Genomic DNA, 18,036 nt, shown 5'->3' with positions numbered 1-18,036 from the left:
ATCTTGTGAGCTATAGATTTATCAGGATTACGGATTACTACGATGGATACCTAAAAAGTTATTATGAAAGGTTTCCTGGCAAGTCTCATTTATCTTACGAAGAACAACATAATCATTTAAAGAATGACTCGGTTGAACTGACAAGTTCTTTCGGTAAATATTTAAGAAACATGGGAGTTGATGCCATGGAAATTATTGCAAATGCGGAACCTTTGCAGCGAGCCTGGGCTAAAGAACATAACCTCAATGAATATTTAACTTTTCAGAAATTAATATCCGAACAAATTAAATATTATAAACCTGATGTTGTTTGGGTCGATCCTACTAAATTATTAAATAAGAAATGGATTCAGAATTTAAGAAATGAGGTTCGTTCACTTAAGTTAATTGTGGGCCATATTTGCGCACCCTATAATTCAGAAATAGCCGATTCATTTTCTTCTTTTGATATTATGTTTACTTGTGCCCCATGCCAGCAAAAAGAACTTACTGACATGGGATCAACTGCTGAATTAATTTATCATTCTTTTGACCCTTCAATTCTGGAATCATTAAAAACAGAAACAAAGAATTATCCCAGAATAGATTTTATTTTTACAGGTTCTTTGTTTACAGGATATGGATTGCATAAATCAAGAATAGAGTATATTGAAAAGATGCTTGAAGAAGATATTAACATAAGCATATTTGGAAATTTAGAAACCAGATCCAGAGTGCTTTCAAAAAAAGGCATGTATTATGCGATTAATTTTCTGAAAAATATTAAATGCAATTTCATAATTAATGAGATATCTCTCTTAAAAAAGAATATAAATTATGGAGATGAAAAGATTAATTATTACTCAAACAAATTAATTAATTCTGTAAAACCACCTGTATTTGGCTTGGAAATGTTTAAACTTTTAGCTTCATCAAAAATTTGTTTTAATATACATGGAGAAATAGCTAAAAAATGTGCGGGCAACATCAGATTATTTGAAGCAACAGGAACGGGCACATGTCTGGTCACGGATTGGAGAGAAAATTTAACTGATTTATTTGATGTTGAAAAAGAAATTGTGACTTATAAATCTGCGGAAGAATGTATGGATAAAGTAAAATGGTTATTAAATAACCCTGATGAACGTGAAAAGATTGCTAAAGCCGGACAAGAAAGGACATTAAAATATCACACAGTAGAAAACCGAGCAGCAGTTATTGATAAGATTTTAAGAAATAGTTTATAGACGGGTTTTATAATAAATTTAAATTATTTAATAAATGAAAGACAAGAAAAAATATTTTGATGACAATAATATTCATCCCACAGATATAATATGAATAGAATTAAAAATGCAAAAAATTAAATCTTATATATTGCAGCAATTATTTCACCCGGGACTGACAGCATTTTTAATTAATCCGTTCTTCCTGGGAAAAAGTGCCATGTATATTAATATTAAAAAATTCTCCGGATTTGTTTCGGGAAAAACATTGGATGTTGGCTGTGGAAGCAAACCGTATGTCCATCTTTTTTCAAAAGTCACTTCCTATACAGGTATGGATATAGAACAATCCGGGCATACCCACCAAAATGAACACATTGAAGTATTTTATGATGGAGAGCATTTCCCTTTTGAAGAAAATTCTTTTGATTCATTAGTGTTTTTTGAAGTGCTGGAACACGTTTTTAATCCGGACAAATTTTTTATGCAGATAAAAAAAGTTGTAAAACCAGGCGGGCATTGCTTGATTACAATTCCTTTTATCTGGGGAGAACACGAGCAGCCCTATGATTTCGCCCGCTATTCCTCATTTGGATTAAAACATTTATTTGATGCACATGGGTTTGAAATCGTCCGACACAAAAAATACTTAACTGATTTCAGATTGATTTTTTTATTAATAAATAGTTATTTATATACAACTATTAAAAAATACATACCAGGATTAACTGCATGGATCTTTATAATTCCGTTCAGCATTTTAAATAATTTGTTAGGATTGCTTTCATATTTTTTTCCTAGAAATATTGATCTGTATTTTGGCAATATCTATGTATTAAAGAATAAAAAAAAATAGTTTTATTCATGAGAAAAAAACATTCATGATAAAAGAATTTATACCACCTGCATTTTTGAATTACATGACCGGCTTTTTTTACGGGTGGAATGGAAATTACTCATCCTGGGCAGAAGCAAAAAAAAAATGTTCAGGTTATGACAGTGGTATAATTTTTTCAAAAGTAAAAGATGCTTTATTAAAAGTAAAAAACGGAGAAGCTGTTTTTGAAAGAGATTCTGTCCTTTTCAATAAAATTCATTACTCTTTTCCTCTCCTATCTGCTTTAGCATTAATTGCTCTGAAGAACAATGGGAAACTAAATGTTCTGGATTTCGGAGGCTCTTTGGGAAGCAGTTACTACCAGAATAAAAATTTGCTTAAAAATATCAATGAGTTCAATTGGTGCATTGTGGAACAGCCGCATTTTGTGAAAGAAGGACAAAAAACATTTTTCGACAATAATTTACATTTTTTTTATGATGTGCAAAGCTGCACGGCAAAATATAAAATTGATGTTTTGCTTTTGGCTTCCGTGCTTCAATATCTGGAAAGTCCATATAAATTCCTGGATGAAATCATGCTCAGTAATTTCGAATACCTGATTATTGACAGAACTCCTTTACTAAGTAAGGGCGAAGACAGGATTACTGTCCAAAAAGTGCCAAAAAATATTTACGATGCTAAATATCCATGCAGGATCCTAAATGAAGAAAAACTGTTGAACTATTTATCCAAACATTACGAATTGATTTTTGATTTTGAATCTCGCGAAAGAATAAATCTTCGCAATACTGCATTAAAAAGTTATTTCTTTAAACGAAGAAAATAAAACAACTATCTTCGAAAAACTTTCACAAGGGAATTTATGGCGCACCTATTAAACTTGAAAACTTTTACAGACAAACGCGGAAATCTTACGGTCATAGAAAAGGTTATTCCTTTTGACATAAAACGAATTTTTTACATTTATGGAGTTGATGAGTCAACCCGCGGGGGGCACCGCCATAAAAAAACTATACAGGCTGCAATCTGCCTACAAGGAAGCTGCACAATTTTCAATAATGATAATATTAAAAAAGAAGTTTTTGTTCTTGACTCTCCTGACAAATGTTTAATTCTTGAACCGAATGACTGGCACCAGATGCATCGTTTTTCAAAAGACGCAATATTAATGGTACTTGCTTCTGATTTTTTTGATCAAAAAGATTATATATTTGAAAAATACAATGATTGAATACGAAAATCTTGCATTGGCTAATGCTAGCTTCTTTGCTGAATTCACAAAGAGTTTCGATAAGGTATTAAAATCGGGATGGTATATTTTAGGAGGTCATGTAAAAATATTCGAAGAAGAATTTGCACGCTATAACACTGTAAAACACTGCATCGGTGTTGCATCCGGATTGGATGCAATCACATTATCCATTGCTGCTTTCAATTTTGAAAAAGGAAGCGAAATTATTGTCCCTTCAAATACATATGTGGCAACTATATTGAGCGTGCTTCAAAACAACATGAAACCTGTTTTGGTAGAACCATCCTTGGAAACTTATAATATTGATTCTGCAAAGATTGAAGCGAGTATCACAAAAAAAACAAAAGCGATTGTCGCAGTTCATCTGTACGGTAAATCCTGCAACATGGATCCAATCATGGCTCTGTGCAAAAAATACAATCTTAAGTTAATTGAAGACTGCGCTCAATCACATGGCGCAAAGTACAAAAACAAAAACACAGGCACTTTTGGAGATTTTGGTGCATTCAGTTTTTATCCCACAAAAAACTTAGGTGCGCTTGGAGATGCAGGCGCTGTTGTCTGTAATGACGATGCGTTGGCATCAGTCATCCTTAAATTGAGAAATTACGGTTCTGAGAAAAAATATTACAACGAACTTGTCGGATATAATTCGCGGCTGGATGAAGTACATGCTGCTTTTCTTTCGGTTAAACTTAAACGTCTCGATGAAATCAATGATCACAAAAGAAAACTTGCTTCCATCTATTTTAAAATATTAAAATCCGATTTCATTAAACCCACCGTTCATCCGGATTACTACGATGTATTTCACATTTTCTGCATACGCCATCCAAAACGTGATGATCTGAAAAATTATCTTCAGAAGAACAATATTAAAACAGAAATACATTATCCCGTTTCGCCCAATAGTCAAACTGCTCTGAAAGAAATGTTCAAGGATGAGAAATATCCGATAAGCGAAGAAATTCACAATACTACTTTAAGTCTTCCGATATCCTTCTGTCACACCGAAGAAGATATTTACAACGTAGCAGAAACAATGAATAAATTTTAAGTAGTATTTTTCAATACTTCCTTAAAAATAAATTTGATTCTTTTTCAGGATATATTAATATTATATACCTCAAAAAAGAATTATTAGATTAATTCTTTGGTAGAAATAAAAACAAATAATCTTTTTTTGCTGGAATGCGAACGGAATCTGCTTTAAAATATTTTTCAGGGAAACAAATTCCTTTTTTATTTAAACATTCATATAATTGTTGCGACACATTAAATTCCTGCTCTATCAATATAACCGTCTTGTTTAAATTTTCCATAGTCGAATTACGAATAAAGAAGCAATTACTTTTATCATAATCAAACAAATAACCGCTATTGTAATAGTTTGCAAACCCAGTGTCGAAATACAAAGCATTTCCCGGGGAGCGGCCTCCGAGCAAATAAATCAATCCCGGATAATTATAGATTGAAATTATCGGCTGGCCTTTGGTAAGAGCATGATGGCTTTTCAGTTTTTCAGTAATGCTTTTCAAAAAAACACTTGTTTCATAGTCAAACTGAATATTATTACCTGCCGGGAGTTCTGGAACAGTAAATTTCTGCTCTGTCAGAGGCGCATTCATCCGATAGGGAGAATACACATTTCCATAAATAATTTGTGATGACATGTTTATCATTATTAAAAAAACAACTATTAGAAATAAATATTCAGTGTAAAGAAATTTTGAAAATAAAGCAGACAGGATAAAAACAAAAACCAACACCCACGAAAAAACAAATTGAGTTATATGAACAGATGGCACATTGGCTGTACCAAAAGAACAGATTATAGGAGTCATGAATAATAAAAACAGTCCACAGAAAAAAATTAAGCGATTTGAAATAAACGGCAGCCATAAATTCCTCGCTCGTTTATCAATAATGTTTAGAACAAGGAATATAATAGAAAACAGGGCTATCAGTCTGTAAAATGCAGAAGCAACATAGATATGAGTCATTCCTGCTTTGTAATATTCATTGACTAAAACATCATTTGCTATTAATAAAAAACAAATAACGGCTGAAATAAAAAATATTTTTCTATAAGAGAATCTGAAGAACAGCCACATTATAATCGGACTTATAAGCATTATTTTATGATAAATAATTATTTTCAGAAAATTATCAAAATAATCTTCAGCATACAGATGAAAAAGAAAATCGGCATTATGAGCAGGCAAATATTCTTTCCCTTTTAGGATACCATTGATTATGTACATGGGCGAATGAAAACAAGCAGATAACAATAGTCCCAACAATATAATACCGACAAAAACTGATAGAGCGTTAAAAAGAACATCTTTTATTTTCTTGTCATTTAATTTCAACTCAGTAATAAGAAAAATTATTCCTAAAACAATCATTAAAATAATTGCCGTTGGATACTTGATTAAAAATAATAGCGCTACCAAAAAACCAATAGACACAAGAATGGCTCTTATTCTTATTACATTTTTCTCTTCCTGTTGGATAAACCATACATACAAAAAAAATAACCCTATTACTATTTGAACTACACAAAGCGTAAGTGAATTATATGATAAAATTTGATAGCCAAACGCATAACTCATAAGGGTTGAAAGAAAAATGATTGGGTAAAACAAATTGAAAGTCGGGAGATTGGATTTCATCGTTAAACGAAACCATTTAACAAAACCGAATGAAAAAACAAAAGATGATAACAATAAAAGAGTCAATCTTAAAATTCTAAAAAACAAAATTCCAAACTCAAATGTACCAGACAACTTACTTATTAATAGATATATCGGAATGAAGTTCAAGACATTTTCCTGACCTTTAGAAAACGAAAGAATATTAAAACCTTCATCAGTAAAATCAAACCCTTTATTCATTCCCCAAATAATTATGCAGAGAGTGGTACCAAAAACAAACCAAAGAAATACAGTAAACAATAGATAAATTAAATTTCGTTGCATACAGAATGATTTTAATTCAATATTAGTTTATTGGTATCCTTTTCAAATTTATTCTTTTAGCCATCTATGCAAGAATATATTTTCTAACTGCTTAAAATACACTTGTGAGGGAAAATAAGGATTCATTTTCATGTTACGTGACATGTTAAAAATAAAATTGACTAATTTTGCTATTATTTTAAAAAAGATAACTACTTACTTTAATATTTTGAAAAAATAAATTCATATTAATAACACTTGAGTTCAATATTAAGTTGAGAAATCAATAGTAAAAAATTAAGTTTGCACATATCTTTTCCACACTGAATGACCCATTTACATAATGTTAGAAACATTGAATAAATTATAATTAATATTTTTTTTACTTCAATGTTCTACTACTGTACATTATTTGATTCCTTTTATCTGATTAAAGGTCTAACCATGTACAGGTCCCTGGAAAAATCATGTGATAATTTTCATCTCTATATTTTTGCATTTGATGATAGAAGCTATAATATTCTAAATAAACTAAAACTTCAAAAAGCAACCATTATATCACTTTCGGAATTTGAAGATGATAAGTTATTAGCTGTTAAACCCACAAGAACCAAAGCTGAATATTGCTGGACTTGTACATCATCATCCATATTATATATAATTGAAAAGTATAATGTTCCCAACTGCACTTACATTGATGCCGATTTGTTTTTTTATCAAAATCCAAATGTGTTGTTCGATGAAATGAGCAGTAAATCTATACTCCTGACAGAACATCGCTACCCATTGAAATTCAACCGCGTTTCTTCCTCAGGAGTTTATTGCGTGCAATTCATCACTTTTGTGAATGACGAAAATGGAACGAAAGCGTTACGCTGGTGGCGAGATGCCTGCATTGACTGGTGTTTCAATCGGTATGAAGACGACAAATTTGGCGATCAAAAATATTTAGACGACTGGACAACGCGTTTCAAAGGTGTGCATGTATTACAGCATCTTGGAGGGGGAATTGCTGCATGGAATGTAGAGCAATACGAGTTCATTGAAAGAAAAAATAATCGAATACTTTTTTTTGACAAAACCTCAAAATCAAAATTTGAAGCAATATTTTATCATTTTCATCATGTAAGGTTTTTTAAAAATGATATCGTTGATTTAGGCTGGAGAGAACAATCACGCACAATAGTTGATAATTTATACGTGCCCTATTTTATTGAACTGGATGAAACAGAAAACATAATAAGGCAAGTTGACAGGAACTTTGATATCCCGTTGGAGCCCTTTTCAGTAATTAATAATTCCGGGATTAAAGGAATAATTAAATATTTGATAAAAATGATTTTTCGATACAGCGTTTATAATAAAAGAAAACTGATTTCAAAATATAAGGCAAAATGAATTTGTTTGGGATTGTGCATCTTGATTTAATATGAAAACCAATTTAATTATTTCAGCTGTTTTTCCACCTGAGCCTGTAGTGTCTGCAAAATTATCATTTGATATTGCAAATGCTATTTCAGCAAAAGAGATCGTAACAGTTATTTCTCCAAAACCTTCCCGTCCCCTTGGGTTCAAGTTCAATACAATGAATTCGGAATATAATTTTAACCATATTCAGTCAAATTCTTTCGTCAGTCCTCAACCAAATATATTAGGAAGGTTTATTGAAAGCTATAGCTTTGGGAAATATTGTTATAAATACATTTCGAAAAATCATAAAAATATAAAAGTAATATACGCTAACACATGGCCGTTGATAGCGCAGTGCCTCGCTGTAGCTGCTGCAAATAAATTTAATGTTCCCATCATTATTCATGTACAGGATATTTACCCGGAATCATTAACCAAGAAAAAATATCTGATTGGCAAATTGCTTTATTTTATTTTATTCCGTATAGATAAATACGTACTAAAAAACGCAGACAAAATCATTACGATTTCAGAGAAAATGAAATTATATCTTACTGAAACCAGAAAAATATCTTATGATAAAATAAACGTTGTTCTAAACTGGCAGGACGAAAAAACATTTGTCAAGTACGAACAAGAAGACAAACTAAAAAAATCTAATCATGCCCCGTTTACTTTTATGTATTTAGGAAATATTGGCGCCACTGCAGGAGTGCAATTACTAATAAATTCTTTTTTAGATGCTAAACTATCTAATAGCCGTTTGGTTATAGCAGGTTCTGGCTCAATGAGAAAAATATTGGAAAAAAAAGTAAATGGCATAAAAGAGGGCACAATAGAATTTTGGTCAGTCCCAGATGGAAAAGTGCCTGAAATACAAAGTTTGGCTGATGTATTATTGCTTCCTTTAATAAAAGGCGCTGCCAGTTTCTCTATTCCATCTAAACTTCCTGCTTATATGTTTTCTAAAAAACCTATTATTGCATGCGTTGATGATGGCAGTGATTCTGCTTCTTGTATTAAAGAGGCAAATTGCGGCTATGTTTTAGAACCTGAAAATATTAAACAATTATCAAAATGCATGACTGAAATAAGGAATCTGCCGGCAGAGAAATTAATAAAAATGGGTGAAAACGGATTTACTTATGCTTGCAAGAATATGTCTAAAGACTTGAATCTTGAAAAAATAATTTTTTTGATAATGAAATCCTGATTATTAAATAGAACTAAATGAGCATTCTAATTGCTTTTCTCATGATTCAATATAATAATCCGCTTCTAAAAAAATGGTTAATGCAAAAATCATAACTATCTAGAAAAAATCAAGATGGAACTAAAAAAACAAATATACTTTTCCCCTTTCGGCAGAGTTATTTCAATCATTCAGAATTGGTTCAGTTTTTTTTCCAGACCTTTTATGGTATACGGCTATTACAGCTGCTTTGACTCTAAATTCAAAAAGCACACAAGAATATCTTCATCTGTTATTATCATGAACAAAAATAATTTGCAAATTGGGAATAATGTTTGGATTTGGCATTATTCTATCATTGATGCGACTAATAAAGTTATGATTGGAGAAGGTTGTCAAATAGGTGCATGGGTGGGTATTTTCACTCATAGCAGCCATATTGCAATAAGATTATATGGAGGAGAAAGTTACATCAAAGCACCGCAAGACGAACGTATGGGCTATATTTCAGGTGAGGTTATTATTGGAGAATATACTTTTATCGGTGCAAAATCCACCATTCTACCCAACATTAAAATAGGAAAAGGCTGCTTAATTGCAGCCGGAACATTAGTTAATAAATCAGTACCTGATTTTTCTATAGTGGTCGGTAATCCTGGTATGATAAAAGGAAGTACAAAAGAATTGGATAAAAAATATTTTAATGAAAAATTAGTCCAGCAAAATTATTTTGACAAAGAAACTATTCATCAGTATTTACAAAATAACCCTCTGGGGAGAAATATTGAATAAAGAATTAAACATACGTTTTCATTTTCTTCTCACATCATTATTAGCTTTCTTGCTTCCAATTTATCCGGGCATTATTCCCACTGCAATTGCATTGCTGTTTATCAATTGGCTCGCAAGTGGAAACTTCGTTTATCTATTTAGAAAAAATAAAAACAGTTTTTATTTTTTACTTTTTATTTCTCTTTATCTGCTTTATGTAATCGGATTATTCTACTCTGAAAATTATGAGTATGGATTAAAAGATTTAGAAATAAAACTTTCTTTATTAGTTTTTCCTCTAATATATTTTTCATCTGATAAATTTAAAAAAGAGCAATTGAAATCCGTATTCAGAAAATTCATCTACGGATGTTTGACAGCATCTGCAATTTGTATTGGATATGCCACCTATCAATATTTCATAACACAATACACAATATCGAAGGGCATCTGGGCCTGGGATTACGGTATTAATTTTTTTTTAAAAGACCGCCTTTCGCTCTGGATGCATCCCAGTTACAGATCAATGTATTTTGTGATGGCGCTTACAGCAATTTACTTGCTCAAAGAAAAAGAACAGTATGCATCTTTTTTGAAAAAATATTTTACTCCTGCTATTTTAGCCGCATTAGTTTTGTTCTTTAATTCAAAAGCAGGAATATTATCGCTTCTTCTTTTTGGAGCTTTTGTCAGTTGGCAATTAATATTTAAAGAGAAGAAAATTAAATTTGCAGTGGTAGGTATCATCATCTCGGTTCTTCTCTTTGTCTCCCTTTATTTTTCCGCTCCCGAATTTACTATTCGGGTAAAAAGCATCTTTAATATTTTTTCTGAAAATATTGACATGAGAAAAAGTGAAGAAAGCACCGCTTCAAGAATTGCAATATGGAATGCAGCCAAAACTGTAATAGCTGAAAATTTTTTTATCGGAACTGGAACTGGAGATGTGAAAGATGCACTGACGGATGAATACAGCAAGCAAGGAATGACTTTTGCCCTGAAAGAAGATTTAAACGCCCACAACCAATTTCTACAAAGTTTTACCGCGCTTGGAATTATCGGATTTATTTCTTTGTGTTCATCCTTGTTAATTCCATTATTCATGGGATGGAAAAATAAAAATTATGTTTATGTTATATTTATTTTGATTATAATTTTAAATCTTTTTACTGAATCCATGTTTGAAACTCAGGCAGGAGTTGTTTTCTACGCTTTCTTTAATTCTTTACTTTTGTTTTCTCAACCTGCCCCGAATGAAACTTCGGGAAAAGAAAAGATATGATTCCCTTTTCCCCACCAAAAATAACTGATGAAATTGTAAAAGCAGTCGAAGAAGTTCTGCGTTCCGGCTGGATTACAACAGGACCGAAAACAAAAGAATTTGAGAAAAGGATTACTGAATACTGCGGATGCAAGTCAACGTTGTGTTTGAATTCAGCTACTGCCGGCCTTGAAATGATTCTTCGCTGGTACGGAGTTGGAAAAGGTGATGAAGTAATTGTTCCTGCATATACTTATTCTGCTACAGCCAACGTGGTCATACATTGTGGGGCGAAAATTGTTTTTGTTGATACAAATCCGGATGACTTTAATATTTCCATAGCAAAAATTGAAAAAGCTATCACTTCCAGAACAAAAGTTATCATGCCTGTTGATTTTGGCGGACTGCCTTGTGATTATGATGCGATAAATGAATTAGTGCGCAGAAAAGATATCCGAAAAAAATTCAAAACAAATACGAAAGAGCAAAAACAGCTGAAACGAGTTCTTGTGCTCAGCGATTCGGCACATTCAATTGGAGCCGTTTACAAAGGAAAAAAAACAGGATCCCTTACAGATGTTTCTGTTTTTTCATTTCACGCTGTGAAAAATCTTATTACAGCTGAAGGCGGTGCAGTATGCCTGAATCTTCCATCACCTTTTAACAACGAAAAAGTTTATAAAGAGTTATGCATAAAATCTCTCCATGGACAAAATAAAGACGCTCTGGCTAAAACTCAGAAAGGCTCATGGCGTTATGATATTGTTGAAGCGGGCTACAAATGCAACATGACCGATATGGCAGCGGTGATGGGATTGGTTGAACTCAGCACTTATGATTCAGATACATTAGTAAAGAGAAAAAAAATATGCGAAACCTATTCAAAGACATTTTCAAAATATGAATGGGCGCAGACCCCTGTGTTAAAAGACAGCAGCAGGGAATCTTCATACCATCTCTTTCCTCTTCGCGTAAAAGGAATAAAGGAAACACAGCGCGATGAGATAATAAAAGAAATTTTTAAACGAGAAGTTTCCGTAAACGTGCATTTCATTCCTGTACCGATGATGCGCTTTTACAGAAAGCTCGGCTACAAAATCAAGAATTACCCTGTGGCGTATAACAATTACTCTCGTGAAATTTCTCTTCCCGTTTATTACGATTTGACAGATGAGAAAATGCAAACTGTAATAAACGCTGTGATTTCTTCAGTCCAAAAAGTTATTGGATGAAAAGATTGTTTGACATAATCTTTTCCTTTATCGGTATTATTATTCTCCTTCCTTTCTTTTTCGTGTTTGCCCTCCTGATTATTGCTGATTCGGGATTTCCTGTTTTCTATTATCAAAAAAGAGTTGGAAAAAATGGAATTGATTTTTTACTTATGAAATTTCGTACTATGAAAAAAGATGCCGACAAACAAGGGTTGCTCACGGTAGGTGAAAAAGATTCACGAATTACAAATATTGGTTTCTTTCTCCGAAATTATAAACTTGACGAACTACCGCAATTATTCAATGTGCTGCTGGGCGATATGAGTCTAGTCGGTCCAAGACCTGAAGTAAGAAAATACGTGGAGATGTATACGGAAGAACAGAAAAAAGTTTTAACGATTAAGCCGGGAATTACTGATTATGCTTCGATTGAATATTCAAATGAAAATGAGATTATCGCCAGATCAGAGAATCCTGAAGAGTTATATATTGAAGAAATCATGCCTGCTAAACTAAAACTAAATCTGAAATATATTTCAGAACAAAATTTTGCTGCCGATTTGAAAATAATTTTGAAAACTATCGCCAAGATTTTCAACTGACCGCATTCAGCAGTTTCTGTATCTCATCCTGCTTTTCTGCATATCCCAATTTCTTATAGGAGAAAACAAGATTTCTCAATAGGCGTTTTATCATTTCAAGATTCGTACATGGCTGATAGTGTTCTGATTTAGGCTCAAGATTCATTTTTTTAAGATATATCTCTAATTGTTTTTTTCCAAACACAGATCCACGGCTGAATGGATTGATATAAAATAAAATTCCTTGTTCAATCATTTCTGCATCTCGTTTTGTTTTCACAGTCATCAGCTGGTGAACATCTTTATAACAGAGAACAAAATGTTCAGGAAGATTCACACCATAAATCGGAATTTTTAAATCCTGCGCAACAATGAGATAAACGAGTGAAAGAGAAAGCGGATTACCTTTTTTGCTCTCAAGCACATTATTAACATAAGAATTCTGCGGAGCGTGATAGTTTTGCGTGTTGCCGCTGAAATTATGCACTTCAAATAAAATATGGTTCAGGATTTTCACCTGTTCCAGCGCAGTAAGTTTGTCATTAAGTTCAATCCAAACATCCTGCCGAATCTGTTGAATCGTTTTTCTATTTTTTTGCTCATCCAGATCCGGATATTGATATTTGGCTATAAGAAGTGCTCCAGTAAGAAGATTCTGGTCAGGGGTAGTGGACCATTCTTTCAGCGCCTGAACAGTGGTGTTAAACTGAATGTTGTGAATGATTTCCTCAATCTTTGTTTGCATGGTAGTGTCAAAGGACTGCTCCCATACATTTTCAAGTGCAGGAATTGCGTTGTTGCCTATAGATAAAAGTTTTTCCCTCACTTGCAGAAAAACATCTTTATCAGGGTCATCCAGCAAACTCAGCAAAGCATTCAATTCGTTTTTGTCCATATCAATTTGTTTGATGCAAAGTTCAGCTCAAAAAATAAATGCAGGTGAAGTTCGGAGAGAAAGATGTTAACACTAAGAAGTTAATCTCCGCAAAACAGTTTTAATAAGAGATTCCATGGCAGGATGGTAATCTTCAGAGAACTTTCTTGAGATGCGGTTGCCCACAATCACGCATACTGTGCAGGCATTATGCCCGAGAAGTTTTGACAAACCAAACAAAGCAGATGTTTCCATTTCAAAATTTACAATGCGGTCATTTTTATATCGGAAGGAAGAAAGTTTGCGTTCAAGGTTTTTGACTGAAGGGATGAGTCTGAGTTCTCTTCCCTGAGGAGCAAAAAAACCAGGAGCGGTTGCCGTGATTCCTTTTTTCATTCCCTCACCAATTCTTCCTAAAAGTTTTTCCGATGCTTTAACTGTGTAAGGAAATGAAAGTTTCCTGTCCCACTTTGCATGTTTGGCAAATGAAAAAGAAATTTTTTCTTCATCCACTTTCTTCGCATCATAATAATGAAGCAACCCATCCAAACCCATTCCATATTCTGAAGCTACGAAAGAATCCACTTCGATATCTTTTTGCAAAGCTCCTGAAGTGCCAATGCGCACAATGTTGAACGAGGATTGCTTCTTCTTAACGGTTCTTGTTTTTAAATCAATGTTTGCAAGCGCATCAACTTCGTTCATAAAAATATCAATGTTGTCAGTCCCAATTCCCGTTGAAATAACGCTGATTCTTTTACCATTATAAGTTCCCGTATGCGTAACAAATTCCCGATTCTGAACCTTATGCTCAACAAAATCAAACTGGTCCGACACCATTTTCACCCTTCCCTGATCGCCAACAATCATTATGTCATTGGCTATCTGCTCAGGGTGGAGATGGAGGTGATAAATACTCCCATCAGGGTTCAATATAAGCTCGGTAGAGGGTATTTTTTTCACTTTGTAAATTTTTATTACTTTCGCTTCTCAATCTAATTCAGCAAAACTATAAACATTTATATCACTATGGCAAAGTCAATCAAAAATGAGATACTGGTTCCGATAGATTTCTCGGAACAATCTTTAATCGCACTGGGTCAGTCCTATAATCTCGCACGAGAATACAAAGCTGAAATTCTTCTTTTATATGTTATGGAAGATGGCGGTTTTCTGAAAATTGCAACTTCAAAACAGTTGAACAGCATGAAAAAAGATGTTCAGAAAAGATTAGACAAACTTGCTGAAGAAACAGCAAAGAAAAGCAAGGTTCATGTTGATACAATGATTGCGAAAGGAAAAACTTATGAAAAAATAATAGAAGTAGCCGATATGACGGATGCCCTGATGATTATCATGGGATGCAACAGCAAGAAAAAACTTCAGAAACTTTTCATCGGGTCAAATGCACTGCGTGTTGTTCGCGAGGCAACGTGCCCTGTAATTACCATCAAAGGCAAGGCGCACCGCGAAGGGTGCAAAAATATTGTTCTGCCGCTTGATTTAACAAAAGAGACCCGCGATAAAGTCCGACAGGCAATTGAGTTTGCCAATCTGGGAACTTTTAAAGCTGCCATTCGTGTTGTGTCAGTTCTTCAGAGCACGGATGAATTTATTGTAAACAAACTTACACGGCAACTTGAACAGGTAAAAAGTTTTATTCAGAAGCAGGGGGTTGAATGCTCTGCAGAGATTATCAAAACCGTGAAAGGCGAAGATTCGCTGGCGCAGTGCATCATTGATTATGCCCACAAAGTGGAGGGAGATCTCCTCATCATCATGACACAGCAGGAAACTAATTTCACACGCATGTTCATTGGCTCAACTGCCCAGGAAGTTGTGAATAATTCCGACATTCCTGTTCTTAGCATTATTCCTCAGATGCGCAAATACAAAATGGCTCATCAGGTTGTAAGGAACTAGCCGTTGTTCGCTTGTTTTTTACTTGTATCCGAAAACTTTTTTCAAAATATCATTGATTCGCGCTATAGGGTCGGTGCGAATCTTTTTTTCCTCTCCGGCAATTAACTTGAAAAGCCCTTCCATTGCTCTTAATGTTACATACTGCTCAAGATTAGGATTCTGCTTTTCAACACCAGGTATTTTGTTGTAGGTAGTAATCAGAGGATTCCAGTATTTAGTCACTTCCACTTTATCAATGGCTCTTTTGATGATGGGAGAAAATTTTGTAGTCAGCTCAGGAGTGGTTTTATCCTGAAGATATTTTGTGGCAGCATTGTCAGCCCCTTTCAATATTCCAAAACCGTCCTGAATGGTCATTGCTTTTATGGCATCCATAAAAACAGGCGCTGCTTCTTTGCTGGCTTCTTCGGCAGCCCGGTTGAGCGTCATGACAAATTCATCCACCTGCTTTTGCATGCCCAGATTCACAACCGTGTTCCGCACTTTTTCCGCTTCCGGAGGAAACGGAATGAAGACGAGCGGATTTTTATAAAACCCATCCATCTTTGATGTGGAAGCGGTGGAATTGTTGGTTCCTACATTGAGCGCTTCTTTTAAACCCCTGATGACTTCATCATTTGAAAGCGCTTTGTTTTTCTTTTTCTTTTTAGTGTATTTGTCAATTTCTTTCTGCGCGTTCTTTTGCGCGTCATTAAGTGTTTTGTTGATGTCCTGAGCCGGAGCAACAGTAGACAGGAAGAAAACCGCTGCAATGAAAAATAAAATCTTTGTCATGTTTTTAGTTTTAATTTATCAAACATACAAAGATTCTGCCAAAGGCAATTATTCCGGCAGGCAAGGTTAAGGATTTGTTCCACGAAGCGGCTGCTTGCATCGCAGTAAGCGCCACTCCCATCGGTATTGTTGCTAAGCAGAGCCGTAACACCACTTTACCGAGCGGCAACACCGCTAAACAGGGTGGTAACATCGCTATACCTATAGGTAACATCGCTAAACCGAGCCGTAACACTGCTTTACCGAGCGGCAACACTGCTAAACAGAGCGGTAAACATCGCTAACCGAGCCGTAACACCACTTTACCTATCGGTAACACCGCTAAACAGAGCGGTAACACTGCTTTACCGAGCGGTAATGGGAATCTCTAAAAATATCAAATATCAACCCTTAACCATTACAGGATTCCGGTATAAACAAAATTAGTCCACTGGTAGGGGTCAGCGCTGAGGTGGCTGAACACAGGATGCTTTGCTTTGCTCAGGGAGATTTGCGTGGCGATTTTACTGGTTTTTGTTTCAGCAGCGCTGGTTTTTTTAGTGTGGCTCACAGGCAACACACTGGCATGCTGAATGCCGAGGATGCTGCCGCTTGGCAGGTTCTGAATAATAATATGCGCTTCCACCGTAACGAGGGTTTTCAACGCGGTGGGCGCAGTGTCTTTTGCAGGGGTAATGCCGTATCTCCACAGATGCGCCTCAGTTCCTTTCTTTGCTTTTTTTGCCTGCACATCCGCCAGCCCCGGTTCGTGAGAAGTAACTCCAAAGTCAGTGGGATTAAACGTTGCTTGCTTTTTGAGCGTATAGCCGATGCGCTGCGCCACTGCTTCTCCTGCCGTAACATCGCCATTGGCGACTGCCACATCATTGCACACTCCCTGCACATACAGCCCGTCTTTTTTATACGAGCGGTCAACAATATTGCGCTGCTGCGTTTCCTGGTCAGCCGTGGCGGTGGGCGGTTTGGTCTGGCGCTTGGTGTGGATGAGCAGCAGGGAATCGGCTTGCGCGTGCAGGGTGGTGTCGGGTACGGGTGGAGCGGTGGCATCAGGGTCGCCTGTCAGTATAATTCCTTTTGCAGAACTCACTAATGTGGGCGTGTCCATTTTGCGCGTATTGAGCGCCAATACGATTTTAGGAAGATTTTTTTTTGACATGAAGATAAAAGGTTAATGATTAATGATTGATTTATTGAGGCACAAATGTAATTTATGAAAGTATGTAAAAGATGCGCGGGTGTTACGGGTTTGCGTAATTCTGTTCCATAACTTTTAAACCATATACGCTATGAAACAGAAAAAAAAGAAGCCCGCAAAAATTGCGAAACTCCCATTAACAAGCAGGGAATTTTCAGCGCTCAAACATGCTGCTATGGAATTCACCAAAGAACAGATAGCTGCTAAGGTGAGCATGAGCAGCCACACTGTGGATTGGGATTTGAGAATGATTCGTCAGAAGTTGGGCGTTCAGTCCATCACAGGCGCAGTGCATCAAGCATGGAAGGCAGGGATTTTTACGAAGGAGAATTGCTGAATGGGAGGGAGTGGGGTATAGGGTATAGAGGTATAAGTTTTTTCCCTTATACCCTATACCTTTATACCTGCTTTGCTTTACTTGCTCTTAATCATTTTCTTCGTCTCCGCAATTTTTCCATCAACCACAAGTGAGTAGGAATAAATTCCTGATGCGAGGTTGGAAGTGGAAAGATTCAATTCTGCTTTTGTTCCTTTGTAGGGAAGTTCTACGGATTTTATTTCGCTGCCGAACTCATCATAGAAG

At 35.0% G+C, this 18,036-nt stretch carries 20 protein-coding genes; 13 read left to right on the top strand and 7 right to left on the bottom strand.

The annotated features are described in order from the left end of the window. Positions 1-5 precede the first annotated feature (5 nt). The 5 genes from HY841_12110 to HY841_12090 all read left to right on the top strand — a co-directional run bounded on the left by HY841_12110 (position 6) and on the right by HY841_12090 (position 4,355). A complete protein-coding gene (locus tag HY841_12110; protein ID MBI4931503.1) occupies positions 6-1,226 on the top strand; it encodes a glycosyltransferase family 1 protein in 1,221 nt (406 codons plus the stop codon). Positions 1,227-1,332: 106 nt separating this feature from the next. Continuing rightward, positions 1,333-2,061 carry a class I SAM-dependent methyltransferase gene (locus HY841_12105; protein MBI4931502.1) on the top strand — a complete coding sequence of 243 codons (729 nt, stop codon included), beginning with the start codon at positions 1,333-1,335 and terminating at the stop codon, positions 2,059-2,061. A 25-nt stretch (positions 2,062-2,086) separates the two neighbouring features. Then, a complete protein-coding gene (locus HY841_12100) occupies positions 2,087-2,872 on the top strand; it encodes a methyltransferase, TIGR04325 family (GenBank protein ID MBI4931501.1) in 786 nt (261 codons plus the stop codon). Positions 2,873-2,908: 36 nt separating this feature from the next. Continuing rightward, positions 2,909-3,277, top strand: a complete 369-nt coding sequence (locus HY841_12095) for an FdtA/QdtA family cupin domain-containing protein (protein MBI4931500.1) — start codon at positions 2,909-2,911, stop codon at positions 3,275-3,277. Beyond that, on the top strand, positions 3,270-4,355 hold the full coding sequence (locus tag HY841_12090; GenBank protein MBI4931499.1) for a DegT/DnrJ/EryC1/StrS family aminotransferase: 1,086 nt from the start codon (positions 3,270-3,272) through the stop codon (positions 4,353-4,355). The genes HY841_12095 and HY841_12090 overlap by 8 nt, the downstream gene beginning before the upstream one ends. Before the next feature lie 88 nt (positions 4,356-4,443). On the opposite strand, the gene HY841_12085 is transcribed toward HY841_12090, so the two are convergent. Beyond that, on the bottom strand, positions 4,444-5,973 hold the full coding sequence (locus HY841_12085; protein ID MBI4931498.1) for a hypothetical protein: 1,530 nt from the start codon (positions 5,971-5,973) through the stop codon (positions 4,444-4,446). Positions 5,974-6,648: 675 nt separating this feature from the next. Between HY841_12085 and HY841_12080 the strand changes: the two genes are divergently transcribed. The 6 genes from HY841_12080 to HY841_12055 all read left to right on the top strand — a co-directional run bounded on the left by HY841_12080 (position 6,649) and on the right by HY841_12055 (position 12,708). Continuing rightward, on the top strand, positions 6,649-7,656 hold the full coding sequence (locus HY841_12080) for a glycosyl transferase (protein MBI4931497.1): 1,008 nt from the start codon (positions 6,649-6,651) through the stop codon (positions 7,654-7,656). 31 nt (positions 7,657-7,687) lie between these two features. Then, complete coding sequence (locus tag HY841_12075; GenBank protein MBI4931496.1) at positions 7,688-8,881, top strand: glycosyltransferase family 4 protein; 1,194 nt, start codon at positions 7,688-7,690, stop codon at positions 8,879-8,881. Between the two features lie 114 nt (positions 8,882-8,995). Beyond that, positions 8,996-9,652: an acyltransferase gene (locus HY841_12070; protein MBI4931495.1), complete on the top strand. Its 657-nt coding sequence runs from the start codon at positions 8,996-8,998 to the stop codon at positions 9,650-9,652. Then, entirely contained in the window at positions 9,591-10,913 is a 1,323-nt protein-coding gene (locus HY841_12065; GenBank protein MBI4931494.1) for an O-antigen ligase family protein, read from the top strand. The genes HY841_12070 and HY841_12065 overlap by 62 nt, the downstream gene beginning before the upstream one ends. Next, positions 10,910-12,124 (top strand): DegT/DnrJ/EryC1/StrS family aminotransferase, encoded by a 1,215-nt coding sequence (locus HY841_12060; GenBank protein ID MBI4931493.1) that lies wholly within the window; start codon positions 10,910-10,912, stop codon positions 12,122-12,124. Before HY841_12065 ends, HY841_12060 begins: the two co-directional genes overlap by 4 nt. After that, a complete protein-coding gene (locus HY841_12055; GenBank protein ID MBI4931492.1) occupies positions 12,121-12,708 on the top strand; it encodes a sugar transferase in 588 nt (195 codons plus the stop codon). The genes HY841_12060 and HY841_12055 overlap by 4 nt, the downstream gene beginning before the upstream one ends. Here HY841_12055 and HY841_12050 read toward each other — a convergent pair. Next, positions 12,701-13,582 carry a hypothetical protein gene (locus tag HY841_12050; GenBank protein MBI4931491.1) on the bottom strand — a complete coding sequence of 294 codons (882 nt, stop codon included), beginning with the start codon at positions 13,580-13,582 and terminating at the stop codon, positions 12,701-12,703. The two genes, HY841_12055 and HY841_12050, sit on opposite strands and share 8 nt — an antisense overlap. Positions 13,583-13,654: 72 nt before the next feature. Then, complete coding sequence (locus tag HY841_12045; GenBank protein MBI4931490.1) at positions 13,655-14,431, bottom strand: nucleoside phosphorylase; 777 nt, start codon at positions 14,429-14,431, stop codon at positions 13,655-13,657. Between the two features lie 159 nt (positions 14,432-14,590). Here HY841_12045 and HY841_12040 point away from each other — a divergent pair, with 159 nt between their 5' ends. Then, positions 14,591-15,484 carry a universal stress protein gene (locus HY841_12040; GenBank protein MBI4931489.1) on the top strand — a complete coding sequence of 298 codons (894 nt, stop codon included), beginning with the start codon at positions 14,591-14,593 and terminating at the stop codon, positions 15,482-15,484. An 18-nt stretch (positions 15,485-15,502) separates the two neighbouring features. Here HY841_12040 and HY841_12035 read toward each other — a convergent pair whose 3' ends face one another. From HY841_12035 to HY841_12025, 3 genes are all read right to left on the bottom strand, one after another. Continuing rightward, a complete protein-coding gene (locus HY841_12035; GenBank protein MBI4931488.1) occupies positions 15,503-16,258 on the bottom strand; it encodes a DUF4197 domain-containing protein in 756 nt (251 codons plus the stop codon). Between the two features lie 10 nt (positions 16,259-16,268). Beyond that, positions 16,269-16,451 carry a hypothetical protein gene (locus HY841_12030; GenBank protein MBI4931487.1) on the bottom strand — a complete coding sequence of 61 codons (183 nt, stop codon included), beginning with the start codon at positions 16,449-16,451 and terminating at the stop codon, positions 16,269-16,271. Positions 16,452-16,655: 204 nt separating this feature from the next. Further along, the gene (locus HY841_12025; GenBank protein MBI4931486.1) at positions 16,656-17,414 is read right to left on the bottom strand and encodes a hypothetical protein; all 759 of its coding nucleotides are present in this window, start codon (positions 17,412-17,414) and stop codon (positions 16,656-16,658) included. A 130-nt stretch (positions 17,415-17,544) separates the two neighbouring features. Here HY841_12025 and HY841_12020 point away from each other — a divergent pair, with 130 nt between their 5' ends. Next, positions 17,545-17,790, top strand: coding sequence for a hypothetical protein (locus HY841_12020; GenBank protein ID MBI4931485.1), 246 nt, complete (start codon positions 17,545-17,547; stop codon positions 17,788-17,790). A 77-nt stretch (positions 17,791-17,867) separates the two neighbouring features. Here the strand turns inward: HY841_12020 and HY841_12015 are convergent. Further along, on the bottom strand, positions 17,868-18,036 hold a 169-nt coding region (locus HY841_12015; protein MBI4931484.1), incomplete at its 5' end, for a hypothetical protein.

The sequence above is a fragment of the Bacteroidota bacterium genome (genome assembly GCA_016213405.1).
GTDB lineage: Bacteria > Bacteroidota > Bacteroidia > Palsa-948 > Palsa-948 > Palsa-948.
Note: the sequence above shows the minus strand (reverse complement) of the source record. Positions and strands in the feature narration are given on the sequence as shown.